Genomic DNA, 25,898 nt, shown 5'->3' with positions numbered 1-25,898 from the left:
CACTCACACTTCTAGCTTCAGTCAGGTTAGCTATCAGAGAAGCCGCTAGACCCTTGCGACGGCGAGCTAGTGAGCACAAACAATTCCTTGGCTTGAGGAATCAACCACCATGAACACCACCGCGATTCCGCTATCGCGTCTTTCGTTGACCTCACGACCCAGTTTGATGGCGCGACTCCCCTACTTCATCACATTGATGAAGCCGCGGGTCATGGCGCTCGCGCTGTTCACCGCGTTCGTCGGATTGATGGTTGCGCCGACCCGCCTCGGTCCGCTTCCTGGCCTTATTGCAATTCTGGCAATCGCAGCCGGCGCCGGAGCCGCCGGCGCACTGAACATGTGGTACGACGCTGATATCGACCCAGTCATGGCTCGCACCGCGATGCGGCCCATTCCCCGCGGCAAGGTCTCGAAAGTTGAGGCGCTTGTCTTTGGAACCGTCCTTGCCGTTACCGCGGTCGCAGCTCTCGCCTGGGCAACGAACCTCGCAGCTGCCGCGCTGTTGGCCGGTACGATCCTGTTCTATGTCGTCGTGTACACGGCCTGGCTGAAACGGACCACATCCCAGAACATCGTTATCGGCGGTGCAGCCGGCGCGCTGCCGCCCATGATCGGATGGGCCGCGGCGGCCGGACACGTCGGGCTCGAGCCGCTTGCGCTTTTCCTCATTATCTTCCTTTGGACACCGCCCCACTTCTGGGCTCTCGCGCTCAATCGCACTGATGATTATGCCCGTGCCGGCGTTCCCATGCTGCCGGTTGTTGCGGGACGAACTGCGACGACGCGGCAGATCCTGGTCTACAGCGGCCTCCTTGTTCTCGCGTCGGAACTGCCCTGGGCGCTCGGGTTTGCTGGCGCGCTCTATGGCGTGATCGTCGCGGTCTGCAGCGTGGGCTTTCTGCTGCTCGCACACCAGCTGAACAAGAACGGAGCCGATCGCCGCGCTGCTCACAGGCTGTTCCTGTTTTCCATTTTCTATTTGTTCGCACTGTTTGCGGCGCTCCTGTTCGACCACGGTGGTGGTTCATTCCCGCGCACCCCTGCCCCGCACGCTGACCGCAGCGGCGGACGGGTACATGCCGAGGCCCTGCCAAGCGCTGCCTTGGGTGCGAGCAGCCTCATCACTCTCAGCAGGCACGAGGTCTGACATGCGATACGGTTTGCTTGCTGTTGTCCTGATTAGTGCCTCGATGCTCGGTGGCTGCAGTGAAGGCGTGCTCGATCCGAAGGGACCCATCGCCTTTGCCGAGCGGCAGATTCTGTTCAACGCGACCGGCATCATGCTGGCGATCGTGATCCCGGTGGTCATTGCGACGCTTGGCGTTGCCTTCTGGTTCCGTGCATCGAATGAACGGGCGCGCTATCGGCCGGATTTCGTTTATTCCGGCCGCATCGAGATGCTTGTCTGGTCGATCCCGCTGATGACCGTATTGCTCACCGGCACTGTGGCCTGGGTTGGTGCATACGATCTCGATCCGCCCAAGCCGATTGCCTCTTCGACGAAGCCCATCAAGGTCCAAGCCATCTCACTCGACTGGAAATGGCTGTTCATCTATCCGGAGCTGGGTGTCGCGAGCGTCAATCAACTGCCGATACCGGCCGGCACCCCGGTGAGCTTCGAGCTGACCTCATCGGGCGTCATGAACAGCTTCTTCGTCCCGCAGCTCGCCGGCCAGATCTACACCATGGCCGGGATGGTGACCCGGCTCAACTTCCAGGCCGATTTTCCGGGAACGTATCGCGGCATGTCGGCCAATTTCAGCGGCGACGGCTTCGCCGATATGCACTTCAACGTCGACGCGTTGCCGCCCGAACGCTTTGCGCAGTGGGTCGCGTCGACCCGCAGCGCCGGTCTCGCTCTGGATTCGAAGAGCTATGCCGATCTCGCCAGGCCGAGCGCCGCCGTGACGCCATTCACCTTTCATTCGGTCGCGCCTGGCCTGTTTGACAACATCCGGATGTCTTCAATGCGGTCCGACGATGCGTTGTGCCAAAGCTACCCCAATTCGATGAGGGCAGAAAAATGACTCTACTCGGCAAACTGGACTGGAGCGCTGTTCCCTTCGATCAGCCGATCATCATGGGCACGGTAGGCGGCATGGTCGTCGCCATCGTCTCCATCCTTTCGTTGGTCACGCTCAAGGGTTACGTTCCCTATCTCTGGCGCGAGTGGATCACCTCCGTCGACCACAAGCGCGTCGGCGTCATGTATATCGTGTTGGCGCTGGTCATGCTGCTGCGCGGTTTCGCGGACGCAATCATGATGCGCACGCAGCAGGCAATCGCATCCGGCGGAGGACAAGGGTACTTGCCGCCCGAGCATTTCGACCAGATTTTCTCGGCGCACGGCACGATCATGATCTTCTTCGTGGCCATGCCGCTTGTGATCGGATTGATGAACTTCGTCGTGCCGCTGCAACTCGGCGCCCGCGATGTCGCGTTCCCCACGATGAATTCGATAAGCTTCTGGCTTACCGCGTCCGGCGTGCTCCTCATCAACGTATCACTCGGCATCGGCGAGTTCGCAAAGACCGGCTGGTTCGCCTATCCGCCGCTCAGCGAGTTGCAGTTCTCGCCCGGTGTCGGGGTCGACTACTATCTCTGGTCGCTGCAACTCTCCGGCATCGGAACCCTGTTGAGCGGCGTCAACTTCGTCACTACGATTTTGAAGATGCGGGCCCCGGGCATGGGCTATATGCGCATGCCGGTTTTCTGCTGGACGGCGCTTGCTTCGAACCTGCTGATGGTGGCGGCGTTCCCGGTGCTCACCGCGCTTTTCGCAATGTTGCTGCTCGATCGCTACCTCGGCTTTCACTTCTTTACCGTGGACGCCGGCGGCAACGTGATGATGTATGTGAACCTGTTCTGGGTCTGGGGCCATCCCGAAGTCTACATCCTGGTTCTGCCGGCATTTGGCATCTATTCCGAGGTGGCCGCCACGTTCTCCGAAAAGCCTCTATTCGGCTATCGCTCGATGGTGCTCGCCACCATGGCGATCTGCGTGCTCTCCTACACGGTCTGGCTCCATCATTTCTTCACGATGGGCGCCAGCGCGAACATCAACGCCTTCTTCGGCATCACAAGCATGATCATCGGGGTGCCGACCGGCGTCAAAGTCTTCAATTGGATGTTCACGATGTACGGAGGCCGAGTCCGGTTCACGGTCCCGGTTTTGTGGACCATCGGCTTCATAGTGACATTCGTATTCGGCGGCCTGACCGGCGTGCTGCTGGCCTTGCCCCCCGTCGACTGGCAGGTCCACAACACTCTGTTCCTTGTGGCCCATTTCCATCACGTCATCATCCCGGGCGTGCTGTTCGGGGCGTTTGCCGGCTACAATTACTGGTTTCCCAAGGCATTCGGCTTCAAGCTGGATGAGAGCTGGGGCAAGGCGGCGTTCTGGTGCTGGTTCATCGGCTTCCATCTCGCTTTCATGCCGCTTTACGTAACGGGACTGATGGGCATGCCCCGCCGCCTCCAGCATTCCGATGTGCTCGCCTGGCAGCCATGGTTGTGGATCGCGGAGGCGGGCGCAGTGATCATTCTGGCCGGAATTGCCTGTCAGATCGGGCAACTTGTGGTGTCCATCCGCAACCGTGAGAATCTTCGCGATACGACCGGCGACCCATGGAATGGCCGCACCCTGGAATGGGCCACCGCATCGCCGCCGCCGGCCTGGAATTTCGCAGTCCAGCCGCGGGTACATGAGATCGATGCCTTCTGGGCACAGAAGCAGCGCGTGCTCGCGAGGCAAGACCTGCCCGTCCGGCAGCGCGAGTACGCGCCAATCGAGGTGCCCAAGAACAGTCCGACCGGTTTTATTACCGCGTTCTTCTCGGTCGTCACCGGCTTCGCGCTGATCTGGCACATCTGGTGGATTGCCGGCCTGGGACTGCTAGGCGCGGCCGTGACGTTGCTTGCGTTCATGTTCCGCGCCCAGGCCGAGGTCGAGATCTCCGCAGAGCAGATCGATCTGTTCAACCGGGCGCACCCGGTGGAGGTATCGCTATGAACGTCGCAGTCGAGATGGACGCTGTTCGCCACGGCGAACTGCTGAGCGCAAGTGAAGCGGGTCCCGCATCCAAGCGAATCATCGCCGGCTTTGGATTCTGGATATTCCTCCTGAGCGACATCGTGATGTTCTCGGCGCTGTTTGCGAGCTATGCCGTGCTCGCAAAAGCGACTGCGGGCGGTATGACCGGTGTTCAGCTGTTTGACCAGCGGAACGTCGCTATTGAGACCGCCCTGCTTCTACTCTCCAGCTACGCCTGCGGGATGATGTCCTTAGCCATCAACTCGCGGCGATATTTCGCCACCTTCCTTGGCGCTGCAGTGACATTCCTCCTGGGAGCGGCATTTCTTGCCCTCGAGCTTCGCGAATTCCAGGGCATGATTGCGTTGGGAGCGACGCCCCAACGCAGCGCATTTCTGTCCGCATTCTTTACGCTGGTCGGCAGTCACGGGCTGCACGTGACGGTCGGACTTGCATGGCTGGTTCTCATGATGGTTCAGCTGTCACTGAGAGGTTTTCAGGACGTCGTGGTCCGCCGCCTGCATTGCTTCTCCCTGTTCTGGCACGCGCTCGACATCATCTGGGTTCTGATTTTCACCATTGTCTATCTAATGGGAGTGCTTCCATGACTGAAATGCGTTGGGATGTTGCACCGGGAGACAGGCCGACGATCCCGGCCTCGGAGCAAGGAGCTTCTTCCGGCTTCCTTGTGTACACGATCGGCTTGCTGCTCGCAGTGATCCTGACGGTCACGTCCTTCTGGGTGGCAAACACCTCGGTAATCTGGGCGCCCGGCGTGCCGGCCGGGCTTGCCGTCCTCGCAATCGCTCAGATGGGAGTGCACCTGGTGTTCTTCCTTCACATCACGACTGGACCCGACAGCAGCAATAATGTGCTGGCGCTCGCCTTCGGCGTACTCATCGTCTTCCTGGTTCTCGCGGGCTCGCTCGTGATCATGGCCAATCTGAATGAGAATATGATGGCGCATTCCGAGTTGATGAATTTGCAGATGCAGCACTAGCCCAGCGCCTAGCTACGGCTTGAGCGAGAAAAAGACATATAGGAGTACGGAATGTATCCCGATGAATCCTTGCTTCTTCGCGAATTGAATCACAGGATAAATAACGACTTCACGTCTGCAATCTGCGCGGTTTCGGCGAAAGCGATTGACTCTGATAACGTTGCGGTCAAGGTCGCCCTCCTCGACGTCGTGGACCTCCTGCATGAATACGCCGACGTTCACGGCGCATTGCGCACGCCAAGTCGAGGGCGTCTCGCCAATGCCGCGCGATACCTTCAGCAGCTCTGTGTCTCGATCACGAAATGCCGACTGGCGCCCTTGACAATTCGCTTGATGTTTTCAGGGGACGATCTGCCGCTTGAGAAAGAACGCGCCTGGAAGCTTGGACTCATTGTGTCCGAGCTACTGACCAATGTGGCCCGACACGCGCGGTTTGACGGTAGGTGTCCGGCAGTGCGAGTGGAACTAAGTTTTGCTGACAACGTGGCTAAGTGCAGGGTTTCTGATAATGGCTCGGCACCTGAAGCCGTTCGGCGCGGTCGGGGGCTAACCATCATCAGCGAGTTGGCCAACCGTCTGGGCGGCCGCATTCATACGTCTTGCGGCAAGGACGGATCGTCCTTTCTTCTCACCTTCCCAATGACCAAGGCCGAGCAACGCGCCGCCGGTGCGGCACAAATTAGTCCGCTGAGGCGGCGCAGGATCCGCCGCGCTCCGTCCGGCCGGCACCACGATGGTCAGAACGATCGACCGGGCGATGAAGCGATCCAATTGATCTCAGCAGCAGCGATCGCTGCACCCGTTTGATCGAAGATCGGCACTGCGATCGTGCGAAGGTCCATCTCCAGGTCCTCGTCGATCACGTAGCAGCTCCTCTCGCAAGGCAGCCGCAGTGGTGATTGTCTTCGGCGTGTAGGCAGCCAGCCTGGCCGTGAATGCCTCGATGACGGCAGGGCCACGAGCGAGCGACGCCATGAAATTGGGATCGGCAGCTCGCGTCCGGCTCTTCTCTCGTGGGACGTCGCCATGAACAGGTCCACTCGCGTTGGCCAAATCTGGCAATTTCACTTTCGCCTCATCAGCCAAGTTCACGGGAGAGCGCAACCGCTCGTTGCGCGGAGTGGTCGCCCCCCAAGGGAATTGTCTGCCGTCTCCCTTGTCATTCGTAGAAGTCCGGCGCCTTCCTCTGCTGTGCGCTCTGCTGCACATCATGATTGATCCAGAGCTGCGCGTGCTCGGTCAGAAGCAATCTTGCGATCTTCGCGCGCGATGAACGGGTCATCTCAATGCTGACGTTTCTCGCCGGAATCCATTGCCTGTTCCAAGACTCTTCAGAGTGGACGACGTCACCGCTGAGAATGACCGTGCCAGTGCTCTTCAAACGCACAAGCAGCGATTGGTGACCCAGGGTATGGCCTGGCGTTGCGAGGATCTGAACGCTGCCGTCGCCGAACACATCGTAATCACCGTCGATCTTCTTGACCGACTGGCCCGGCAGAAATGGCAGGCCGAGAAGCGGGACGGGATTATTGTATTCCGCGGTCTGGATCAAAAACGTGGCTTGAGGAAACAGCGCCACGTTTCCGACGTGATCAGGGTGGAGATGCGACAACCCAATCAGGTCGATGTCGGAGGGCTTGAGACCAAGCGCGTTGAGCGTGACGAGCAGCTTCTGCTTGCGCTTCCAGGTCGTTCTGATCGCCTCGACACGGAGGCCACCGGGCTGATCGGCAGCTGTGTCCGGCAAACCGGTGTCCCAGAGCAACCAGCCCTTCTCATGCCGAACCAGGTAGCAGTTGTTGGCCATGTCAAATGGCTGGCCAGCATTCTCTCCGGGCGACCAGAGCGACTTGTCGTCTGCATGTCCCTCGCCGCAGTCGATGACAATCAGCTTGTCTGCGTAGTGCGTGGCCCAGGCAGGCGAGACCAGCAGGTGAACAGCCATCCAGGCCAGAAATAATCGCTTCATGGAGACGCCTCGTTATGACAGATACCTTTGCTTCCATGCGTGGACGGAAGCTGATTGCCTTCCATCCGACCGCTTTACGGAGATCATGATGGTTGTACCGTCTGGAGTTGGCTCTGCGGCTTGGGTCTTTACGAACCTTTATGCAGGTCGTGGCGAAGGCGGGATCGAGCTGCGAAGACGCCGCACGATCCCCCTTCTCGCCCCGATCACATTGCAGGACTTTCGAAAGCCGCCAACTCGGATGTCAGAGCGACTTGGAGCTCTTCAGTTTTGCCACGAATACGTCCCCGAACGCTTCGGAGGAGAACGGCTGCTGGCCGCTGACCAGTTCGCGATCCTCGAGCACGTTGACATTCCAGGCGGCCAACCGGTCGACATGTGCGCCAGCCTGAGCCAGGGCGTCCGCTGCATAGAACAGCACCGAGCCTCCCAGCTGCCGTCCATCTCCCTCGATCGCGTGCTCCTCGCCTGACGAGAAGACCGTGAGGCGATAGCCGGCATAGGGCCAGTTTGCCGCGATCTTCTGGGTGGCAGTGAAATCGTTGGCGATGATGGCCTTGCGGAAGGCTTCGGGATCGCTGACGGCAGAGAGCAAGGCCGTCGGCCCGTGACAGATCACGCCGGTCGGCCTTCCGGCCGCATGGAAGCTCGCCAGGATGCCGCCCAGCACCTTGTCATGCGAGAGGTCTTCCATTGGCGCGTGGCCGCCAGGAATGAAGATGCCGACATAGCCCGACGTCCCCTCCTTGGCGATTTCTGCCAAGGTTCTCGGATGCTGAAGCTCCCTGATGTTTTCAACGAACTTCACATTTTCGTCACGGACCTGTTCGCTGCCACCGAAGAACATCTTGTCGTTGGAGACCGGGTCGAAGTCGACGGCATTGCCCTTCGGGTTCGCGAAGACCGGCGTGAATCCGGCGTCGATGATCTTTCGCAGTGGAAGAGACAGTTCGTCGAGATAGAAGCCCGTCCGGTATTGCTTGCCGTCCCGCAGCTGGAGTTGATTTGCGCTCGACAAGATGACCAGGACCTTGCCACCGTCGGCTGCGGCCGCCAGCGTGGACGCATGAGGGAGAGCAAGGCTCGCGATCGCCAGCAAAGCTGCCCTGACGCTCGGAAGTTTGCCTTGGGTTTCCGCCGCCGCGCGATGCTCGCCGGCTTTGGACCGATGGCTAGAGTTCGGCATCTTAAATCCTCTCGGTTCTATTCATGAAAGCGACCCGCTCCCTCCCCTGAGACTCAGCCTTGAGGGCCAGAGCCGAAGTCAGCGGCGGCCTCGGACTTGATCGCGGCAAATCTAGCAATTACCCCTGGTGTATAAACCGGCGCGCAGTTGTTTAATTAGACACCGATGGTTCTTAATCCATGGATCGCCTGAGCAGCATGGCCGTCTTCGTCAGGGTCGCCGATACGGGATCGTTCACGACAGCCGCCAAGGAACTGCGGTTGTCGCCGACAATGATCGGAAAGCACATTCGCTTCCTCGAAGCCCGCCTCGGATCGTCTTTGATCAATCGCTCCACCCGTCGTCAGCAGTTAACGGAGTTGGGACGCAACTGTCTTGACCACTGCCGTCATCTGCTTGAGGAAGCCGAAGCAGGAGATGCTTTGGCCGAGGAGACTCTTCGCACACCCCGCGGAAAGCTTCGCGTCGCAGCTCCCGCCGCTTTCGGCGCCTACGGCCTGACGCCGGCGATAGTGAAATTCATGCAGCTCTATCCGGAGGTCTCGGTCGAGTTGCTCCTGAGTGACGGCATGGCAGACCTGTTCGAAGGGAGCGTCGACGTCGCAATCCGCGTCGGAGCTCTCAACCATTCAACCATGATCGCACGATCGTTATCGCCCTTCAGGCAACTCGTGTGCGCGTCGCCCGATTATCTTGCGGCGAACGGAGTTCCCAAACATCCAACTGATTTGCAACAACACGACTGCATGGCATTCTCTGGCTGGATGGATGGTCCCGGATGGACTTTCTATGGTCCTGAGGGGGAAATCTACGTAGAGGTGAAGAGCCGGCTACAAATCAACAATGCATTTGGAATTCGGCACGCCGCTCTGTCCGGCGCGGGACTCGCGATGCTCCGTCTTGAATTCGTAAACGACGATCTGGATAGCGGCCGCCTTGTAAGAGTGCTGTCTGACTACAAGACACTGTCACGACCGCATCATCTCGTCTGGCTGCAGAGCCGGCGCGTGACACCGAAGCTGCGCGCCTTTATCGACTATATTGCCGAACGCTATGGCTGATCAGGTGGCCGCGAAGGTATTCCGGATCCGCAAGTAGCCGCGAAACTCGAGGCACTTGAGCCCCCGTAATCAAGCAATTGAGAGAAATCCTGCTCGGGCAAAGAAGCACGCGGATGCCAGTGGGCCGACGATCCTTAAGACCTACTGACGTACAGAGTTTCGGCGATACGCACCGGGATCTTCAGCATTTGCATCGACTCGATCACCGCGTGAATTCGACGCCGGATTCCCGTTGATCAACGTCGCATTGATCGCAACCTAGATCAGCCCGGCGCTCCACCGTGATGTTCCACCGCCAGTTTTCTTCCGACGGTTCGAAGACCGTGTTTCTAAAGGACTTCTGCGCTATCGCAAAACGGTGGTGGAGGCAGGGCTTCGCATCCCTGTTGGCGGACGTTCGGGCGGTTCTATTGACCAACCAGACGACCCGCGCTTCCGACATCCACAAAGTCGGCATTCGTCCTCCCACAAGACTTAAAATTCGCCGGATTCGCCGTCCGAGTATTCAGCGAATGCGGTGCCATCCATCAGCCTCCGGCATCCGTCCACCGAACTGAGTTCGGTTCGCCAATCCTAACGTGCGCCGTGGGCGCGCCTCTCTCGCTCGTAGCGCATCGCCTGAAAAATGCCAGCTGCCGGTTTGTCTTGTCTGATCGAGCGTGTCTGCTTCTTCCGCCCTCTCCTTCGCAACAATTTGGCGCGGTTTGCCGGCCTTTACTCGCGACAATGGCACACGTGGGTCAAATATTTGACTGACGATCATCATCTAGCTGTTGGTCACGTCAAAGCGAGAAGGCAACCGTGACGGCAACCGAGCATCTAAACCGAACGGAGAATACCGACATGACAACGCAAACACCGACAAGGCCGGAATCGGATCAGGCGGTCGAGAAAAAGATCGCGAGGGTGCGCGAGCTCTATGCGACTGGCCCAGAGGTGGGCAAAACCGCATTGGAGACCCTAATCCGTGAGCTGAAGTCGGGATCATCACGGCGCGAGCCTGCGACCCGGATGTCAAGCGCTGGCCGGGTCGGCAGCCGTCAGGGCAAGGTTTCTGAGCTGCTCTTCATCGTCCCATTCGCGCCGGGCGGAGCCGAGCGGTTGCGCGCGCTGCTGGAATTGCGCAACGGCGACTTCAGCGACACGGACAGGGTCGGCACCGTCCATGATATGCGCTTCGTCTTTCTGGACAACGACACGAAGTTGCTCTTCGCCACTGCCTACGACGGCGAGTGGGACCCCTACATCGGCGACTTCGCGGCGACGATTCCCGACGGCCTGGACGTCCTCTTCTCGGCATGCGAAGGCTGGCCAGGCATTCGCAACCCCGAGGTAAAGGACTGGATTGCCAAATACCAGATCCCGGCGGTCGGCTGGTACGTCGCCCATCCGGATCTCACCGTGAGGGACATCCAGCGCCTGAAGCGCATCGGCAAGGCCGCTGAAGAGTTCCTCGACAAGATTCAATAGCCGACGCTCATCATTCGCTCAGAGTCCGGTCCGCAATGGACCGGACTCCTGAAAGGATGCTCGCATGTTGTCCATTAAGGAATCCGCCGGCGAGACTCTTTCGATGCGCGCGCCGGCGCTCGAAACGAGCGACATTCAGGCAACCGTTCTGCGACCGCGTCCCAAACCATACTGCGGAGAATACGTCGTTCTACGCATAGGCAACGCCGAGCAAGGACGGGAAATGCTGCGCCGGGTCCTTCCTCATATCGCTCCCGCTGACGAATGGTGGGCGCCATCAGCGCTCGGCTGGTTGGGCATTGCGTTCACGTTCGAGGGGCTCAAGGCGTTGGGCGTGCCACAAGCGTCCTTGGACAGTTTTCCGATCGAATTCCGACAGGGCATGGCGGCGCGCGCCGCGATCCTGCATGATTTCGGTGCCAATGCGCCGGCCAACTGGGAATATCCGTTCGGCACACCCGACGTGCACGTCGCCTTGGCGATATACGCAAAAGGCAATCAAGACCTGCAGGAAGTCTTGGAGATCGCGCGCAAGAGTCATCACGACCTCCCGCAAATTGCGGTTGTGTATCGCATGGCATTTGGCGAACTGCCGGAAGGACGCAACCCATTCGGCTTCAAGGATGGACTGCACAATCCTCACGTTGAAGGAAGCGGTCCAGCGGCAACCACCAGAGAAGAACCATCAATCAAGCCCGGCGAGTTCGTCATGGGCTATCCCGACGAGCGCGGGGAAACGGCCAACGTCCCGATTCCTCTGGAGCTGCGTCGCAACGGCACCTTCGTCGCCATCCGCAAATTCTACATGGATGTCGCGGCGTTTCGCAAATACCTGCGCGCGCAAGCATCCTCACCCGAGGAAGAGGAACTGCTCGCCGCCAAAATGGTAGGTCGATGGCGCAGCGGTGCGCCATTGGTGCTGACGCCCGACCACGACGATCCCTCGCTTGGAGGTGATGCGAACCGCAACAATAATTTCAGATATGCAGATGATAAGAAGGGATTGAAGTGCCCGTTCAGCGCGCACATCCGTCGCGTCAATCCGCGCGATGCCCTGAAAGACGACGTCGTCGCCACCAATCTCCATCACTTTCTACGTCGTGGCACCAATTATGGATCGCCACTGCCTGACGGCGTGCTGGAAGACGACGGCGCCGAGCGGGGCGGTGTGTTCCTCCTGATCGGTGCGCACCTGCAACGGCAGTTCGAGTTTGTGCAGTCGCAGTGGGTCACTGACGGCAACTTCATCAGTCATGGAACCGAGCAGGATCCGCTCATCGGCAACAACGATGGCGAGGGTGTCTTCACCATTCCCAAGGTTCCGGTTCGGCGTCGTCTGCAAGGGCTGCCGAGCTTCGTTTCCGTCCGCGGCGGTGAATACTGCTTCATGCCTGGGCTGCGCGCACTGCGATGGATCGCAGACTTAAAGCCGATGATGGAGGCTGACGATGTCCGATCACGTTGACGGCCCGCGATCGATCAGCGAGCCTGCGGCCGATCTCACCGACCTCTTCGCGTTTATGAGTCCGGAGAGTCCAGCGCACACCGTCCTCGCCGCATGCGTCTTCACTGATGTGACGCCGATCATTCAGATCAGCGAGGTGGTAGTCGAGAACTCCGCAAAAGGCGAGACCGAGACACTGCGTCGAAGCTCGTCGCCAAACATGTCAGATCAGGTGATCTGATGAAACGAATCATCGCACTGCTTCTGCCCGCATTCAGCATGCCGGCTCAAGCTCATGAATCACTCGTGCCACATGTGCATCCGCACGGATTGAGCATGTTGCCGGGCATCGACGCCATCATATGGACGCTCCTTGCGCTCGTCGTTGCGTTGATCGCCTATTGGCGAATTGCGCGCGCGCCCTAACCGCAAGGGTGGCTTTAGGACGTCGTCGTGTTCAGGAAGCTGCTTATCGCGACCGTTGCACTCGGATGTCTCGGGCTTGCGGATTTGGCGCGTTGGCGTGGCGACCGGCCCTTGTCCCGGTCGTCCCTTCCGCGTCGGCAAGCTTTGCGCCGGAATTGGTCGCGAAGGGGCGAACTCGTGCGGGCGGCGGCTATTGCGCAGCCTGTCACACGCGGAACGGTGGAGAGAGGTTCGCCGGCGGCTACGGAATGGAAACCCCGTTTGGCGTGATCTATTCGACCAACATCACGCCCGATCCGGAGACCGGCATCGGCACCTGGTCGAAAGCGGCCTTCGCGCGCGCGATGCAGAAGGGCGTTTCACGTGACAGCTCGCATCTCCTTCCGGTGTTCTACTACGACCATTTCGCCAAGTTCTCCGATGATGACGTACACACTCTCTACGCCTACTTCATGACCAGAACTCCAGTCTATGCGACGCGGCAGCCGAACGGCATCCCATTTCCGTTCAACATCCGCTACCTGCAGGTGGGATGGAAGCTGCTGTTTTCCGGCTCGGGCGCTTCGAACCGGATGTCACCAGGAGTGCGGAGTGGAATCGCGGCGCTACCTCGCGCAGGGCTTGAGCCACTGCGGCGCCTGCCATACGCCGCGCAACCTGCTGGGAGCGGAGAAGCCAAACAACGCCTACGGCGGCGCGGTGATCGACAACTGGGTCGCGCCGCCGCTGACGGCCGCAAATCTCACGATAGCACTCCCTTCCTTCGCCACCAACCAAATGCAAGTGCCTATCGCGGCGTCGGAATGCGAGTCTGATTTGGACCTTGGCTTAAGAGCGCGGATTGGCGGCAGGAGGCCTATGCGACAAAGCGGTTCGTTGCGGCGCTCTGTCGCCCGGTTGGCGCGGCCGAGCATGCCAGGTGACCTGGGACTAAACCAACGTCTAGTCGATTTATACCGATGCACTAGCCCGAGCGTTCCTTGGTCCGATCGCTTGATACCCGCGCGCAATGGCTCCATCAGGTACTCGCTGCTATCCATGAATGCGGAGTGAAGCGCAACGGAACCGGCCTGCGAGCCGGCAGTTGCAGGAAAAGGCCGGCGGCGTAGCGCCCGCCGACCTTTCTCCCGATCGAGCCCGCGTCGCCGCTCCAGTAATTGGTGTCTACCGTCACAGTTGGCTGCGGAGAGTACGCCATGAGAAACATCGCCGATCTCCTAATCCAGTTTTGGCAACGGAGCCAGCCCGCGTCCGATGTTCAGGTTGCGGCTGTGACCGAAGGTCGGGATCAATCCAGCATGGCCGATTTTGTCCGCATACTGCAGGCCTACGATCAAGACCAGCACGGCAGGCGTTAGGCTCAACCGCGTCGCACGAGCGCCGCGACCTTGCGCATGGCGGCGGCGTTTTCGTTCCAGCTCGATGTCGCATCAGCGGTGGCATTGATGGCCGAGAACATCGTCGGTGCGCGGTCACGACCAGAGTGTCATAAATTTTTGTATCGTTCCGTTCCCCTTCGGTGCGTCCGACGACCACCGGCGTCCAATTGAACCGCTGATCACGATCGTCTTTAAGCTGGATGCGTTGGAAAACCGCATTTTTCGAGAGCTGAATCGACCGAAAAGGAGACTTACCAATGTTGCTTTCGCTCATCCACATGATCAAGGCGTTCGGGAACCGTCGGCGCAATATCGCCGAGCTATCCCAATTCAGCGATCGCGAATTGGCCGACATCGGCCTTCATCGCTCGGATATTCTGCGCGTAGCAGCGGGCAACTATAACGGCTGATCCGCCGTTCCCCAACCAGACGTTTCGGCCCGCCTATCCCCAACTCAATATGGGAGCGGAGCGGATTAGCACCGGCCTGACTGCCGTCCGCCATGAAACACAGATTCGGTTGATCATGACGCCAGACAGGACTCGCAAACTGAAAGAGAACCTCGCGCGGCTCACACGCGCTGACCCACAGGCGTCCGCCATGCGCTTCGACGATTGAACGGCAGATTGTTAGCCACAATCCCATGCCGTTTTAAGATGAAGTTGGACTCGGTCACCGGCGACGATAGTCAAGCCTTTCGCGAACCGGCTCTCCACTTGTTGGCAGAACGGTCTCGCCCGTATCCACCGTAGAACTCGGCAGCTTCTACCGTGTAGCCGCACCTACCCATCGGTTAGCAATTTCCTCTTGTGCTTGGTTTCATTGACGCTTCGGCTTGCCGGTCCTAAGCAGAAACGGCCAACACCTATCTATCGCCCACCAAGCTCCAACAGTACCTTGCCACCTGATTGGGCGTGCTTAATTGCCTCATTGATACGACCCAATGGATAGGTCGCGGCAATCGGCACCTGTAGCTTTCCGCTCTCCACAAGATCTGCGCCTGCGCGAAGCGCCTCCTGATAGGCCGGTGAGCCATTGAAGCTGTCGTCTCCCAGCCAAAAACCCCGCACAGTTAGGCTTCGAAAAACAATGCTCAGCGGATTGACCGACGAAGGTTTGCCGCTGAGCGCCGCGTACACAACCATTGTAGCGCCGGGCGCGAGCGTCGTCGCGAGTGAAAATCCAGCTTCGCCTGCAAGCGCGTCTAGCCCAAGCTTAATTTGCGCTCTATTCGTCGTCTCTGCGACGCGAGCCGCAAGATCCCGCCCCTCGATCAAAACAATCTCACTGCCCGTCTCTTTCAATTCACTGACCAGCGACTCTCGCCTGACGACGCTGACAAGACGAAGACCCCATTCGCGCGCGAAAGCTGCAATCGCTCGACCGACTCCGGAGTTACCGGCATTTTGTATGATCCAGTCGCCCCGGGACAGGGGCACAAAGCTCTTCAACATCAATGCGGCGGTCGGTGGATTCACAGCGAGCATACACAGCTGCTTAGGATCTCCTTCTAGAGGCACCACGAAGAGGTCTTTCGCCGGGACAAGAACAGTCTCCTGCCACGCAGCTCTTCCAAACGGCAGTAGAACTCGATCGCCCAGTGCCATGTGCTTTACGCGAGCCCCAAGCGCGACGACGCATCCGACGGCTTCGCTTCCAACGATGGCCGGCAGTTTCGGTCGTACGCCGTAGAGCCCTCGGATCTGCAGCAAATCGGCCGGATTTATCGGCGAATATTCGACCTGTACCAATGCCTCGTCCAGCCCGGGGAGGCCCGGATCTGGTAGCTCCACAAGTTTGGCTACCTCAGCCGGCTCCCCGAATGATGAGATTTGAACTACGCGCATGTCTTCCTCTCAAATCGCGAGCATCATTTTCCGGCGAATCTAGGCACTCGTTTCTCGGCGAACGCACGCCGGGCCTCTTGGGCGTCCTGGCTTGCGAAGGCGCGGCGAATGTTTGCAACTTCGAAGCGAAGCTGATGCTCCATGTCGACTGCACCGCAAGCACTGACCAGACCTCGCTTCAATAGACGCAGGGTGATCGGTGACCAGGCGCCGAGCTCGTCGCAATAGGCTTCCAGGCGGGCCGCGAACTTATCCTCGTCGATCACTTCGCCCGCCAACCCCCAAGTGACGGCCTCCTCGCCCGTCAAGCTGCGGTTCTCCGCCATGAACCGCATCGCGCGTTCGTACCCCATTGCCTGCGGAAGCGTGATCGTTAGTCCCGCATCGGGCGAGCCACCAATGCGGGTATACCCTGCCATGAGGCGAGCACTTCGGCTCACAAGCCGCACATCGGTCGCCATTGCAAGGCCAAGCCCGGCTCCCACCGCGACGCCATTTATCCCACCCACAACGGGCTTGTCGCATCGCTTTCGGATTGAAAGCAGGAAGTGGCCTACCCAACCAAGGTCGTCCAGCTGAGCGTTCTGCGGCGAGAAAGGTGAGAATCGCTCGGGTTCGGAAAGGTCAAGCCCCGAGCAGAACGAGTCGCCCGATCCTGTAATGGCAACGATCCAAACATCGTCATCCTGAGCAGCGTCGTCCACCGCACGAACAACGGCCCACGCAAGGGCCTCACTAAGCGCGTTCTTTTTCTCCGGGCGATTCAGAGCGATTGTTCTGACATGCCCTCTGTCGCTGATCTTGAGCAAGTTCTTCAATCCCTACCAGTTGGGGTGTTTCTTTCAAAGTCAACCCGAATGAACCCGTCAGCTCAGGCAGCGGCTCCGAGCGTTTGACCGAGACGCCGACGAATGATCCCCTCTGCCTCAACCATGATACGGTCAAGCAGCTCTTTGACGGTCGGAATGTCGTTGATGAGTCCGACCACCATCCCGCAGCTCCAGCCGCCGGCGTCCATATCGCCCTCTTTCATGACCCTCGGGTACACCCCAGCGACCTCGGGAGCGACGTCAGCGAAGGTTATCGCCCCACCCAGATCGCGCTCCTTTTGCAACAAGCGCTCGACGCCAGCGTTCTTGAGAACACGCTCGGTATTGCGCAAGGGCCGCATGATCAGACGCGTGTCCAACTCGGTGGCGGCAAGGATCGCTTCCTTCACACGCGGGTGGACGGGGGCTTCCTTGGTGGCGATGAAGCGCGTTCCCATGTTGATGCCGTCAGCACCCATCGCGATTGCGCCGACCAGGCTCCGGCCATCTGCCATTCCGCCGGATGCCACGAACGGAATCTTGAGTTCATCTGCCGCGCGGGGTAGCAAAATGAAGTTTGGAACATCATCTTCGCCGGGGTGCCCACCGCACTCGAAACCATCGATGCTCAGCGCGTCGACTCCGATCGCTTCGGCCTTCAGCGCATGCCGGACGGAGGTACACTTGTGGATGACCTTGATTCCAGCTTCCTTCAGCGCAGGAAGCCACTTCTGGGGATTGTTGCCTGCGGTCTCGACGATCTTGATTCCGCCTTCAATGACGGCACGGACATAGCCGGGATAATCCGGCGGCTTGACTGCCGGCAGAAACGTGAGATTCACGCCGAACGGCTTGTCGGTCATCTCGCGGCACTTGCTGATTTCAGCCGCCAGATGGTCCGGCGACGGCTGGGTTAGCGATGTGATCAGGCCGAGCCCGCCTGCATTGGCCACGGCGGCGGCCAATTCGGCAAAACCGACGTAATGCATGCCGCCCTGGATGATGGGATGCTCGATGCCGAACAGTTCGGTGATGCGTGTCTTCACGGGACTTGCTCCTTGCTGGATGTATCGCGGCCGTGCGGATTACCGCTTCTCGACCTTCTCCGGGGTGATGATTTGGACCTGCACCGGCGCAGCAAAGCATTTGACGGCGACGCGGCCGAATGCGCGCATGTGATCGGTCTTCGAGTGCAGCGGCAGGTATTCCGCCGACTCCCACTCCTCGACGAACACGAGCTTGTTCGGATCGGTGGTGCTTTCGAAGAGCTCATAGGAGACATTACCCTTCTCCTGCCTTGTACCGGCGATGGCGTCGTTGGCTGCGGCGAACAGCTCAGCCTTCATTTCCGGTTTCACCGTCAGCGTCGCAATTACATAGACCATCTTGAATCATTCTTCCTGCGTGATGCCTACGTCTTCCCACGTGGCTACTTTAACGATGCGAAGGTGCCGCCCGCCATCGCGAGCCGCTCCATGAGCGGGGCGGGACGCAGCGTCTCGTCCATGTCGAGACCGGCCATATAGCGGAGGCGCTCGGCGACGATGGCAAGCCCCGTCTGGTCAGCGATGAACATCGGACCGCCAGTCTGCGCCGGCCAGCCATAGCCATAGAGCCAGACGACATCGATGTCGCCTGCGCGCTCCGCGATCCCCTCGTCGAGAATCCGCGCGCCCTCGTTGATCATCGGATAGATCAGCCGCTCGTGGATTTCCGTGTCGCTGATGTCGCGGCGGGTGATGTTGAGGCGGCGGCTGGTATCGAGGATCAGCGCGTCCACCTCCGGATCGGGGGTCGGCGAGCGCGAGCCCCGCTCGTAGCGGTAGTAGCCCGCGCCGGTCTTCTGCCCGAAGCGGCCGCCCTCACAGAGCGCGTCCTCGATCGGCGATGTCTCGCCGGAATCCTTGCGCGAGCGCCAGCCGATATCGAGGCCCGCCAGATCGCTCATCGCAAACGGCCCCATCATGCCGAACTTCGTGGCGACCGCATCGACCTGTTGCGGCAACGCGCCTTCGAGCAGCATCTTGCGCGCCTGCGCGATGCGGACGAGCAGCATCCGGTTGCCTACAAAGCCATGGCAGACGCCGACGACGACCGGCACTTTGGCGATACGACGTGCGACGGCAGCCGCCGTCGCCAGCACGTCCGGCGCGGTCTGCGCCCCGCGCACGATCTCGCACAGCTTCATGATGTTCGCCGGGCTGAAGAAGTGCATCCCGACCACGTCGTACGGCCGCTTGGTCATCGCGGCGATGGCATTGACGTCGAGGAAGGAGGTGTTGGTCGCCAGGATCGCGCCGGGCTTGGCAAGCTTGTCGAGCCTCTCGAAGACATCCTTCTTGATCTGCATGGTCTCGAACAACGCCTCGACGACGAGATCGGCATCGGCGACCTGCTCGAGCCCGATCGCCCCGGTGATCAGGGCGGCGCGACGGGCGGCATCATCCATGGACATGCCGCCGCGCGCGGCCGTCGATTCATAGTTCTTTCGGACCGTGGACAAGCCGCGATCGAGCGCGTCCTGGGCCACCTCGACGAGCTTCACAGGGATGCCGGCGTTGGCGAACGACATGGCGATGCCGCCGCCCATCGTTCCCGCCCCGATCACCGCAACGGAGTTCACCTTGCGCGGGCGAACGTCGGCCGCGACGCCAGTAATCTTGCTGCTGTTGCGCTCGGCGAAGAAAACATGGCGCAGCGCCTTCGACTGCGCGCCATCCTTCAGCCTGGCGAACAGCTCCCACTCGCGCCGGACCGCCTCATCGAATGCAGCATCAAGGCACCAGCCGACCGCTTCCGCGCAAGCTTGCGGTGCATCCAGAGCACGGTTGCGCTTCATGGCTTTCGCGGCGGCCTCGGTCAGGAGGCTGCGATCAGCGCGGACGGGCACCAATTTGGAATCGTCGCCGCGGAGTGACCGGAACGGACGGCGCTCGGTCAGGACCTTGTGCGCGAAGGCGACCCCAGCTGTGACCGGATCACCCTCGAAGATCTCATCGATCAGTCCAAGCTTCAGCGCCTCGGTACCGTCGATCGGATCGCCTGACACGATCAGTTCGACCGCCCGCACCGGGCCGATCGCGCGAGGCAGGCGCTGCGTGCCACCGCCGCCGGGAATGAGTCCGAGCTTCACCTCGGGCTGGCCGAGCTTTGCCTCACGGGTGGCAATCCTGAAATGGCAGCCCATCGCGATCTCAAGCCCGCCGCCGAGCGCAACGCCATGTATCGCGGCGACCACCGGCTTGGACCGGTTCTCGAACAGCGCATTGATCTCGTCGAGGCCCGGCCCCGACATCTCGAGGTCGAATTCCCTGATATCGGCACCGCTGACAAAGGTGCGGCCGGCGCAGGCAACGACCACGGCCCCGTAGGCCGGATTGTCCAGGATCTCGCGCATGCCATCACGCAGCCCATACCGAACCGCGATACCAAGCGCGTTGACCGGGGGACTATCGACGAGGAGAACAGCGACGCCGTCATGGCTCTGGATGGTAACAGAACTGGTCATGATGTCCTCAGGCGTAGCGCTGCGCCGGAATGCCGGTAGTGACAATGGATTTTGCGAATTTCTTGCGCGCGCTCTCGTATTCGCCCCACTGATCCAGCTCCGGTAGTGTCGGGAAGCAGACGCTTTCTTTGAGCTCAAGCCCCTTCAGCGAGGTTGCGACCAGTTGGTCCGCGGTCATGTAGAGATGCTCGGGGAACATCGGCTTGGTGACGCCGGACTGCTCGAAGAACTCGCTGTGCACTGGCCCGGGCAGGATGGTTTGCACCGACACGGCGGTGTTGGCGCATTCCATCTCCAGCGAGCGCGAGAAGTTGAGGACATAGGCCTTCGACCCGCTATACGCCGCAGCACCCGGCGCCGGCCCCAGAGCGATCACCGAGGCGATGTTGATCAGCGTTCCCCGGTTGCGCTTCTGGAAATTGCGCACCGCCGCCAGCGACAGCCGGGTCAGCGCGAGGACGTTGACCAGCACCAGGCTTTCGACCGCGTCGGCATTCGCAGCCGCGGCCGGCCCGAGCGCGCCAAGGCCGGCATTGTTAACCAGGAGATCGATGTCGTCGCGCTCCGACAGCAACGTCTCGACCGAGCGGATGCCCTCCGGCTTGGCCAGGTCAGTGACGAGGACCTCGACCTTGCGCGAGGCCACCTTCGACAGCCGTGCCGCCAGCGCGTCGAGCCGGTCCTTGCGCCGCGCCACGAGGACCAGGTCATGACCGCGCCGGGCCAACTGCTCGGCATAGGCCACACCAATCCCGGACGAAGCACCCGTGACCACCGCCGTGCCAATACTATCGCTCATGCTTCGCTCCCCGCTCATAGCACTTCGAACAGGCCTGCGGCGCCCATGCCGCCTCCGACACACATCGTCACCACGACATGCTTGACGCCGCGCCGCTTGCCTTCAATCAGCGCGTGGCCGACCAGACGCGCACCGGTCATCCCGTAGGGATGGCCGATGGAGATGCCGCCGCCATCGACGTTGAGCCGATCGGAGGGAATGCCGAGCTTGTCGCGGCAGTAGATCACCTGCACGGCAAACGCCTCGTTGAGTTCCCACAGCCCGACGTCGTCGACCTTGAGCCCGAACCGCTTCAACAGCTTCGGCACGGCGAAGACCGGCCCGATCCCCATCTCGTCCGGCTCGGTGCCCGCGACCGCCATGCCCATGTAGCGGCCGAGCGGCTTCAGTCGGCGCGCCTGCGCCACCTTCGCTTCCATGACCACGCAAGCCGAGGCGCCGTCCGAAAGCTGGCTGGCATTGCCGGCGGTGATGAAGGCATCCGGCCCCTTGACCGGTTTCAGCAACGCAAGCCCCTCCCCTGTGGTGTCCGGGCGATTGCCTTCGTCCCTGGTGAGGGTCACTTCCTGATAGCTGACCGCGCCGGTCTCCTTGTTGGTCAGCTTCATCTTCGCGGTGACGGGAATGATCTCGGCATCAAAGCGGCCGGCGGCCTGCGCTGCGGCGGTCCGCTTCTGCGATTCCAGCGAGTACTCATCCTGCACCTCGCGCGAGATGCCGTAGCGGCGCGCCACCACCTCGGCGGTATCGATCATCGCCATGAAGGCGTGCTCGTGCATCGCCAGCAATTCGGGGTCCTGCTCGAACCAGGCGCGCGGCTGCTGGACCAGCGAGATCGACTCGACGCCTCCGGCCACCACCACATCCATCCGGTCAACCACCACCTGCTTTGCCGCAGTCGCAATCGACATCAGCCCGGATGCGCATTGCCGGTCGAGCGACAGGCCGGGAACACTGACCGGCAGACCGGCGCGCAGAGCCGAGTTGCGACCGATCATGCCCTGGTAGCCCTGCTGGATCGCGGAGCCCATGATGCAGTCGTCGACCTCCTCCGGCGCAACGCTGGCGCGCTTTACCGCCTCACGGATCGCGTGCGCCGCAAGCGTTGGGCTCGGAACGTCGTTGAAGGCGCCGCGGTAGGCCTTACCGATCGGCGTCCGCGCGGTCGAAACGATGACGGCATCTCTCATCTTGGGTCCTCTGGCCTCTCTTCGGCGCAGCGCGAGGGCGAGACGCACCGCGCGCACGTTGACAGTGTTGGTAGTGCGGCCGCGCCCCCTCAGCCAGCGTTCATCTGTCGAGCGCCTATTCAGGGCTGAATAGGAGCTGTGCAGCGTGCTAGTTCACGCGCCGCTCGTAGCCCTGCCAGTATTTCTCGCGGAGCTTTCGCTTCAAGATCTTGCCAGACGGATTACGCGGCAGAACATCGATGAATTCGATCGATTTCGGCGTTTTGAAGCCGGCAAGACGTTCGCGCGTGTAAGCCAGTATATTCGCGGCGTCCTCACTCGCGCCCGGCTTGAGCACAACCAACGCTTTGACCGCCTCGCCCCAGCGCTCGTCGGGCACACCTATCACGGCGACGTCGGCAACGGACGGATGCCCGAACATCGCGCTCTCGACCTCGGCTGGATAGACGTTCTCGCCACCTGACACGATCATGTCCTTGACGCGGTCATGGATGTAGAGATAGCCCTCGTCATCGACATAGCCTGCATCGCCCGTGTAGAGCCATCCGCCGCGTAGCGTACGCGCAGTATCCTGGTCGCGATTCCAATAACCCTTCATGTTCTTTGCGGTACGACAGACGATCTCGCCGACCTCGCCTTGCGGCATCGCCTGACCGTTGACATCGACGATGCGCAGCTCGACGCCCCCCATCGGACGGCCGCAGGACTTCATGCGCGGGTGCTCAGGATCGACATGGTCCTCCGGCATAAGAACGGTGATGCCGCCAGAAGTCTCCGTGAGGCCATAGATCTGCACGAATCCGGTCGCGCCGAAGCGCTCGATCGCCCGCCGCAGAAGCTTGGCCGGTATCGGCGAGGCGCCGTAGACAATTCGCCGCAGCGAGCTCATATCCGCCTTGGCCATGCTCGGGTCGTCAAGCAGGAACAAGAGCATTGCCGGCACCAGGAAGGCGACCGTGATGCGCTCCTGCTCGATCAGTGCGATCACCTGCGCTGGCACGAACTCGCGCACCATCATGATGCGCAGGCCGCCGACCAAGCTCAGCATTCCGAGCCCGCAACCGGCGATATGGAATAACGGCATCGCCACCAGCGCCGTGTCTGCCGCCGTCCAATTGCCCCAGGCCTGCAGCGTGCTGGACATCCCTTCGAGCACATTGCAGTTGGCAAGCTGGACGCCTTTCGGGTGTCCGGTGGTGCCGCTAGTGTAAAGCTGCATGGTGACGTCATCGGCCGAGGTCTGCAGTCGAACCTCTGCTGAGGGAAAGCTCTCGCGCCAGGCCTCGTATTCCTGGTTGATGACGATGATCCTCTTCACACTGGTGAGGCGGCCGCGAATGCTGTCGACGAGCTCGACAAAGGGCTCGCCGATGAACAGCACCTTCACCCCGGCATCGTTGATTACATACTCGATTTCGGGTGCGGCCAGACGCGCGTTGATTGGCACGATCACCGCGTTCAACTTCGAGAGACCGAGCCATATCTCAAAGAAGCGGTCAGTGTTCTTGTCGAGAATTGCGATGCGATCGGACGCTTCGACGCCAAGGGCGGAAAGACCGTTGGCCACCCGGTCGGACCGGCGGTTGAGTTCGCGATAGGTGGTATGCCGGCCCTCGAACGTGATAGCCACCCTCTCCGGCGTCAGCTCGGCGTGCCTGCGCACGACGTCGGCGAGCGAATTCAGCTGCAGCTCAGCGGAAGCTGCGATCAATCTGTCCATGATGTTTCCCCCTCGGAGCCTTTATCGGCGCCTTGTCACCACCGCACGTTGGGCCCGTCACTCCGGGCGCGGTAGGCCAAAATGTGACGAACGGCTATTCAAAGGAGAATTGGTGAGAGGCGCGCGTTGCGAGGTACATCGACCTCAACCCGCAACCTCACTCGCACCACCAACAGCAGGCAGGATCGACCGATGACCATCTATCGCGCCCCAGTCAGAGACATGCATTTCCTCCTGGACGATGTCCTCAAGATCGACCGGTTCGACAACCTGCCTGGTTTCTCCGACGCGTCGCGCGATGTCCGCAATGCCATCCTGTCGGAGGCCGCGCGGCTCGGCGAAGAGGTCATGCACCCCTTGACGCCCGCGGCGATCTCGACGGCTGCGTACGCAGTCCGGATGCCAGCGTCACCACCCCGGCAGGATTTCGCGAGGCCTATGCGGAGCTCGGCGCAGGCGGCTGGATCGGCCTGACGGCACCGGCTGAGTACGGCGGACAAGGCCTGCCGACGGCGCTGTCTTGCGTCGTCGGCGAGATATTCTCCTCGGCCAATATGGCGCTCGAAATGTTCGCCGGACTGACCCGGGGCGCGGTCGCCGCCCTGCTGGTGCACGGCACCGAGGAGCAGAAGCGGACGTACATCCCCAACATGCTGTCGGGGCAATGGACCGGAACGATGAACCTGACGGAGCCGCATTGCGGTACCGACCTCGGCCTGATGCGCAGCAAGGCGGTCAGGCAGGCCGACGGCAGCTACAGCATCACGGGCACGAAGATCTTCATCTCCGGCGGAGAGCACGACATGACCGAGAACATCGTTCATCTCGTGCTGGCGCGCGTCGAAGGCGCGCCCGCCGGCATCAAGGGAGTGTCCCTGTTTGTGGTGCCGAAGCGGCTGGTGAACGCGGACGGCTCGCTTGGCGCGAAGAACGCGGTGAGCTGCGGCTCGCTCGAGCACAAGATGGGCATTCACGGCAATCCGACTTGCGTACTCAACTATGAGGGCGCGACGGGCTGGCTGGTCGGCCGCGAGAACAAGGGCATGGAGGCGATGTTCGTGATGATGAACGAGGCGCGCCTTGGCGTCGGAATGCAAGCCACCGCGCAGGCGGAGATCGCCTATCAGAATGCCGCCAACTACGCCAAGGAGCGCCTGCAGGGCCGCGCGATCGGCGCCGCCGCGTACCCGGACAAGCCCGCCGATCCCATCATTGTGCACCCGGACGTGCGCCGCACGCTGCAGGGCATCCGCGCCTTCAACGAGGGCGCCCGTGCGCTGGTGATGTTCACCGCCCTGCGCAACGACGTCGCGCACCGCAGCGACGATGCGGCGCTGAAGGAAGCCAATGACGACTACATGGGGTTGATCACCCCGGTCATCAAAGGCGTGCTCAGCGACCGCGGTTTTGCCAATGCCGTTTCGGCCCAGCAGATGTTCGGCGGTCATGGCTATATCGTGGAGACCGGTGCCGAGCAGTTCGTCCGCGATGCCCGGATCACCATGCTCTACGAGGGGGCCAACGGCATCCAGGCGCTCGATCTTGTCGGACGCAAGCTGCAGCGCAACAATGGCCGCGCTATCCAGGCCCTGCTTGCGGAGATCGACCGCTTCATCGAGGACAATAGCGGCCGGGACGGCATAGCGACCGCCGTCGTCGCCTTGCGTGATGCGGTCTCCGACCTGAAGAAGGCGACCGGGACGCTTATGACGTTTGCGATGAAGAACCCGAATGACGCGATCGCCGGCTCGACTGACTACATGCACCTGCTCGGGCTGCTCGCGATCGGGTACATGTGGGCCATGATGCTCGTAACCGCCCAGGAGAAGATCGCCGCCGGCGATACCTCGGACTACCTGGCCGCAAAGCTGTCGACCGGAACGTTCTTCCTCGAGCGAATCCTGCCGGAGACGGCGCTCCTGCTCCGCCGCATCTCGGCCGGCGGCAAGAGCATCATCGACGTTCCGGCGGAGGCGTTCTGAAGGACATCGGGTGGCAGGCCGCCAATCGGTCACCTCGCCTGCACATTCCAGAGACAACGCCGCGGCCCGCAAGGA

General features: G+C 61.0%; 24 protein-coding genes and 1 pseudogene. 15 read left to right on the top strand and 10 right to left on the bottom strand.

What is annotated here, in order from left to right:
- Positions 1-109 precede the first annotated feature (109 nt).
- Genes AKN84_RS48765 through AKN84_RS44630 form a run of 6 tightly spaced genes read left to right on the top strand, consistent with a single transcriptional unit; the run spans position 110 to position 5,840 of the window.
- On the top strand, positions 110-1,147 hold the full coding sequence (locus tag AKN84_RS48765) for a heme o synthase (RefSeq protein ID WP_128970465.1): 1,038 nt from the start codon (positions 110-112) through the stop codon (positions 1,145-1,147).
- A complete protein-coding gene (gene cyoA / locus AKN84_RS05535) occupies positions 1,077-2,027 on the top strand; it encodes a ubiquinol oxidase subunit II (RefSeq protein WP_347337302.1) in 951 nt (316 codons plus the stop codon). The genes AKN84_RS48765 and cyoA overlap by 71 nt, the downstream gene beginning before the upstream one ends.
- Entirely contained in the window at positions 2,024-4,012 is a 1,989-nt protein-coding gene (gene cyoB / locus AKN84_RS05530; RefSeq protein WP_050419746.1) for a cytochrome o ubiquinol oxidase subunit I, read from the top strand. Before cyoA ends, cyoB begins: the two co-directional genes overlap by 4 nt.
- Positions 4,009-4,641: a cytochrome (ubi)quinol oxidase subunit III gene (locus tag AKN84_RS05525; protein ID WP_050419745.1), complete on the top strand. Its 633-nt coding sequence runs from the start codon at positions 4,009-4,011 to the stop codon at positions 4,639-4,641. The genes cyoB and AKN84_RS05525 overlap by 4 nt, the downstream gene beginning before the upstream one ends.
- The gene (cyoD, locus tag AKN84_RS05520) at positions 4,638-5,033 is read left to right on the top strand and encodes a cytochrome o ubiquinol oxidase subunit IV (RefSeq protein WP_050419744.1); all 396 of its coding nucleotides are present in this window, start codon (positions 4,638-4,640) and stop codon (positions 5,031-5,033) included. The genes AKN84_RS05525 and cyoD overlap by 4 nt, the downstream gene beginning before the upstream one ends.
- Positions 5,034-5,084: 51 nt before the next feature.
- Positions 5,085-5,840, top strand: a complete 756-nt coding sequence (locus tag AKN84_RS44630) for an ATP-binding protein (RefSeq protein ID WP_128970463.1) — start codon at positions 5,085-5,087, stop codon at positions 5,838-5,840.
- A gap of 352 nt (positions 5,841-6,192) precedes the next feature.
- On the opposite strand, the gene AKN84_RS05510 is transcribed toward AKN84_RS44630, so the two are convergent.
- On the bottom strand, positions 6,193-7,002 hold the full coding sequence (locus AKN84_RS05510) for an N-acyl homoserine lactonase family protein (RefSeq protein WP_128970462.1): 810 nt from the start codon (positions 7,000-7,002) through the stop codon (positions 6,193-6,195).
- 244 nt (positions 7,003-7,246) lie between these two features.
- Positions 7,247-8,188, bottom strand: coding sequence for a type 1 glutamine amidotransferase domain-containing protein (locus tag AKN84_RS05505; RefSeq protein WP_128970461.1), 942 nt, complete (start codon positions 8,186-8,188; stop codon positions 7,247-7,249).
- 197 nt (positions 8,189-8,385) lie between these two features.
- Here AKN84_RS05505 and AKN84_RS05500 point away from each other — a divergent pair, with 197 nt between their 5' ends.
- The 8 genes from AKN84_RS05500 to AKN84_RS44620 all read left to right on the top strand — a co-directional run bounded on the left by AKN84_RS05500 (position 8,386) and on the right by AKN84_RS44620 (position 14,378).
- Positions 8,386-9,249 carry a LysR substrate-binding domain-containing protein gene (locus AKN84_RS05500; RefSeq protein ID WP_244484937.1) on the top strand — a complete coding sequence of 288 codons (864 nt, stop codon included), beginning with the start codon at positions 8,386-8,388 and terminating at the stop codon, positions 9,247-9,249.
- Positions 9,250-10,092: 843 nt separating this feature from the next.
- Entirely contained in the window at positions 10,093-10,719 is a 627-nt protein-coding gene (locus tag AKN84_RS05490) for a hypothetical protein (protein ID WP_050419739.1), read from the top strand.
- A gap of 64 nt (positions 10,720-10,783) precedes the next feature.
- The gene (locus AKN84_RS05485; protein ID WP_202814664.1) at positions 10,784-12,184 is read left to right on the top strand and encodes a Dyp-type peroxidase; all 1,401 of its coding nucleotides are present in this window, start codon (positions 10,784-10,786) and stop codon (positions 12,182-12,184) included.
- On the top strand, positions 12,168-12,404 hold the full coding sequence (locus tag AKN84_RS05480; RefSeq protein WP_050419737.1) for a DUF4331 family protein: 237 nt from the start codon (positions 12,168-12,170) through the stop codon (positions 12,402-12,404). Before AKN84_RS05485 ends, AKN84_RS05480 begins: the two co-directional genes overlap by 17 nt.
- Positions 12,404-12,589: a hypothetical protein gene (locus AKN84_RS05475; protein WP_050419736.1), complete on the top strand. Its 186-nt coding sequence runs from the start codon at positions 12,404-12,406 to the stop codon at positions 12,587-12,589. Before AKN84_RS05480 ends, AKN84_RS05475 begins: the two co-directional genes overlap by 1 nt.
- A 248-nt stretch (positions 12,590-12,837) precedes the next feature.
- Positions 12,838-13,404, top strand: coding sequence for a hypothetical protein (locus tag AKN84_RS44625; RefSeq protein ID WP_050419735.1), 567 nt, complete (start codon positions 12,838-12,840; stop codon positions 13,402-13,404).
- 381 nt (positions 13,405-13,785) lie between these two features.
- On the top strand, positions 13,786-13,947 hold the full coding sequence (locus AKN84_RS47965) for a hypothetical protein (protein WP_167351834.1): 162 nt from the start codon (positions 13,786-13,788) through the stop codon (positions 13,945-13,947).
- A gap of 278 nt (positions 13,948-14,225) precedes the next feature.
- On the top strand, positions 14,226-14,378 hold the full coding sequence (locus AKN84_RS44620; RefSeq protein WP_128970460.1) for a DUF1127 domain-containing protein: 153 nt from the start codon (positions 14,226-14,228) through the stop codon (positions 14,376-14,378).
- A 459-nt stretch (positions 14,379-14,837) separates the two neighbouring features.
- Here AKN84_RS44620 and AKN84_RS05460 read toward each other — a convergent pair whose 3' ends face one another.
- From AKN84_RS05460 to AKN84_RS05425, 8 genes are all read right to left on the bottom strand, one after another.
- Entirely contained in the window at positions 14,838-15,815 is a 978-nt protein-coding gene (locus tag AKN84_RS05460; RefSeq protein WP_050419733.1) for a zinc-dependent alcohol dehydrogenase family protein, read from the bottom strand.
- A 23-nt stretch (positions 15,816-15,838) separates the two neighbouring features.
- Positions 15,839-16,624, bottom strand: a complete 786-nt coding sequence (locus tag AKN84_RS05455) for an enoyl-CoA hydratase/isomerase family protein (RefSeq protein WP_157863252.1) — start codon at positions 16,622-16,624, stop codon at positions 15,839-15,841.
- 62 nt (positions 16,625-16,686) lie between these two features.
- Positions 16,687-17,670 (bottom strand): NAD(P)H-dependent flavin oxidoreductase, encoded by a 984-nt coding sequence (locus AKN84_RS05450; protein WP_050419731.1) that lies wholly within the window; start codon positions 17,668-17,670, stop codon positions 16,687-16,689.
- A gap of 39 nt (positions 17,671-17,709) precedes the next feature.
- Entirely contained in the window at positions 17,710-18,009 is a 300-nt protein-coding gene (locus tag AKN84_RS05445; protein WP_050419730.1) for a putative quinol monooxygenase, read from the bottom strand.
- A gap of 44 nt (positions 18,010-18,053) precedes the next feature.
- Complete coding sequence (locus AKN84_RS05440; RefSeq protein WP_050419729.1) at positions 18,054-20,132, bottom strand: 3-hydroxyacyl-CoA dehydrogenase NAD-binding domain-containing protein; 2,079 nt, start codon at positions 20,130-20,132, stop codon at positions 18,054-18,056.
- A gap of 7 nt (positions 20,133-20,139) precedes the next feature.
- Positions 20,140-20,931 carry an SDR family NAD(P)-dependent oxidoreductase gene (locus tag AKN84_RS05435; protein WP_050419728.1) on the bottom strand — a complete coding sequence of 264 codons (792 nt, stop codon included), beginning with the start codon at positions 20,929-20,931 and terminating at the stop codon, positions 20,140-20,142.
- 14 nt (positions 20,932-20,945) lie between these two features.
- On the bottom strand, positions 20,946-22,121 hold the full coding sequence (locus AKN84_RS05430; protein ID WP_050419727.1) for an acetyl-CoA C-acyltransferase: 1,176 nt from the start codon (positions 22,119-22,121) through the stop codon (positions 20,946-20,948).
- A 148-nt stretch (positions 22,122-22,269) separates the two neighbouring features.
- On the bottom strand, positions 22,270-23,841 hold the full coding sequence (locus tag AKN84_RS05425; RefSeq protein WP_050419726.1) for a fatty acid--CoA ligase: 1,572 nt from the start codon (positions 23,839-23,841) through the stop codon (positions 22,270-22,272).
- A gap of 192 nt (positions 23,842-24,033) precedes the next feature.
- Here AKN84_RS05425 and AKN84_RS05420 point away from each other — a divergent pair.
- Positions 24,034-25,823 (top strand): annotated as a pseudogene (locus AKN84_RS05420) (acyl-CoA dehydrogenase C-terminal domain-containing protein).
- Positions 25,824-25,898: the final 75 nt, after the last annotated feature.

The sequence above is a fragment of the Bradyrhizobium tropiciagri genome (assembly GCF_001189845.1).
In the GTDB taxonomy this organism is placed as follows: Bacteria; Pseudomonadota; Alphaproteobacteria; order Rhizobiales; family Xanthobacteraceae; genus Bradyrhizobium; species Bradyrhizobium tropiciagri.
Note: the sequence above shows the minus strand (reverse complement) of the source record. Positions and strands in the feature narration are given on the sequence as shown.

Excerpts from the sequence above, each read along its gene's own strand:
- AKN84_RS48765 (WP_128970465.1), top strand. The coding sequence starts at position 110 with ATGAACACCACCGCGATTCCGCTATCGCGTCTTTCGTTGACCTCACGA.
- cyoA (WP_347337302.1), top strand. The coding sequence starts at position 1,077 with ATGCCGAGGCCCTGCCAAGCGCTGCCTTGGGTGCGAGCAGCCTCATCA.
- cyoB (WP_050419746.1), top strand. The coding sequence starts at position 2,024 with ATGACTCTACTCGGCAAACTGGACTGGAGCGCTGTTCCCTTCGATCAG.
- AKN84_RS05525 (WP_050419745.1), top strand. The coding sequence starts at position 4,009 with ATGAACGTCGCAGTCGAGATGGACGCTGTTCGCCACGGCGAACTGCTG.
- cyoD (WP_050419744.1), top strand. The coding sequence starts at position 4,638 with ATGACTGAAATGCGTTGGGATGTTGCACCGGGAGACAGGCCGACGATC.
- AKN84_RS44630 (WP_128970463.1), top strand. The coding sequence starts at position 5,085 with ATGTATCCCGATGAATCCTTGCTTCTTCGCGAATTGAATCACAGGATA.
- AKN84_RS05510 (WP_128970462.1), bottom strand. The coding sequence starts at position 7,002 with ATGAAGCGATTATTTCTGGCCTGGATGGCTGTTCACCTGCTGGTCTCG.
- AKN84_RS05505 (WP_128970461.1), bottom strand. The coding sequence starts at position 8,188 with ATGCCGAACTCTAGCCATCGGTCCAAAGCCGGCGAGCATCGCGCGGCG.
- AKN84_RS05500 (WP_244484937.1), top strand. The coding sequence starts at position 8,386 with ATGGCCGTCTTCGTCAGGGTCGCCGATACGGGATCGTTCACGACAGCC.
- AKN84_RS05490 (WP_050419739.1), top strand. The coding sequence starts at position 10,093 with ATGACAACGCAAACACCGACAAGGCCGGAATCGGATCAGGCGGTCGAG.
- AKN84_RS05485 (WP_202814664.1), top strand. The coding sequence starts at position 10,784 with ATGTTGTCCATTAAGGAATCCGCCGGCGAGACTCTTTCGATGCGCGCG.
- AKN84_RS05480 (WP_050419737.1), top strand. The coding sequence starts at position 12,168 with ATGTCCGATCACGTTGACGGCCCGCGATCGATCAGCGAGCCTGCGGCC.
- AKN84_RS05475 (WP_050419736.1), top strand. The coding sequence starts at position 12,404 with ATGAAACGAATCATCGCACTGCTTCTGCCCGCATTCAGCATGCCGGCT.
- AKN84_RS44625 (WP_050419735.1), top strand. The coding sequence starts at position 12,838 with ATGGAAACCCCGTTTGGCGTGATCTATTCGACCAACATCACGCCCGAT.
- AKN84_RS47965 (WP_167351834.1), top strand. The coding sequence starts at position 13,786 with ATGAGAAACATCGCCGATCTCCTAATCCAGTTTTGGCAACGGAGCCAG.
- AKN84_RS44620 (WP_128970460.1), top strand. The coding sequence starts at position 14,226 with ATGTTGCTTTCGCTCATCCACATGATCAAGGCGTTCGGGAACCGTCGG.
- AKN84_RS05460 (WP_050419733.1), bottom strand. The coding sequence starts at position 15,815 with ATGCGCGTAGTTCAAATCTCATCATTCGGGGAGCCGGCTGAGGTAGCC.
- AKN84_RS05445 (WP_050419730.1), bottom strand. The coding sequence starts at position 18,009 with ATGGTCTATGTAATTGCGACGCTGACGGTGAAACCGGAAATGAAGGCT.
- AKN84_RS05440 (WP_050419729.1), bottom strand. The coding sequence starts at position 20,132 with ATGACCAGTTCTGTTACCATCCAGAGCCATGACGGCGTCGCTGTTCTC.
- AKN84_RS05435 (WP_050419728.1), bottom strand. The coding sequence starts at position 20,931 with ATGAGCGATAGTATTGGCACGGCGGTGGTCACGGGTGCTTCGTCCGGG.
- AKN84_RS05430 (WP_050419727.1), bottom strand. The coding sequence starts at position 22,121 with ATGAGAGATGCCGTCATCGTTTCGACCGCGCGGACGCCGATCGGTAAG.
- AKN84_RS05425 (WP_050419726.1), bottom strand. The coding sequence starts at position 23,841 with ATGGACAGATTGATCGCAGCTTCCGCTGAGCTGCAGCTGAATTCGCTC.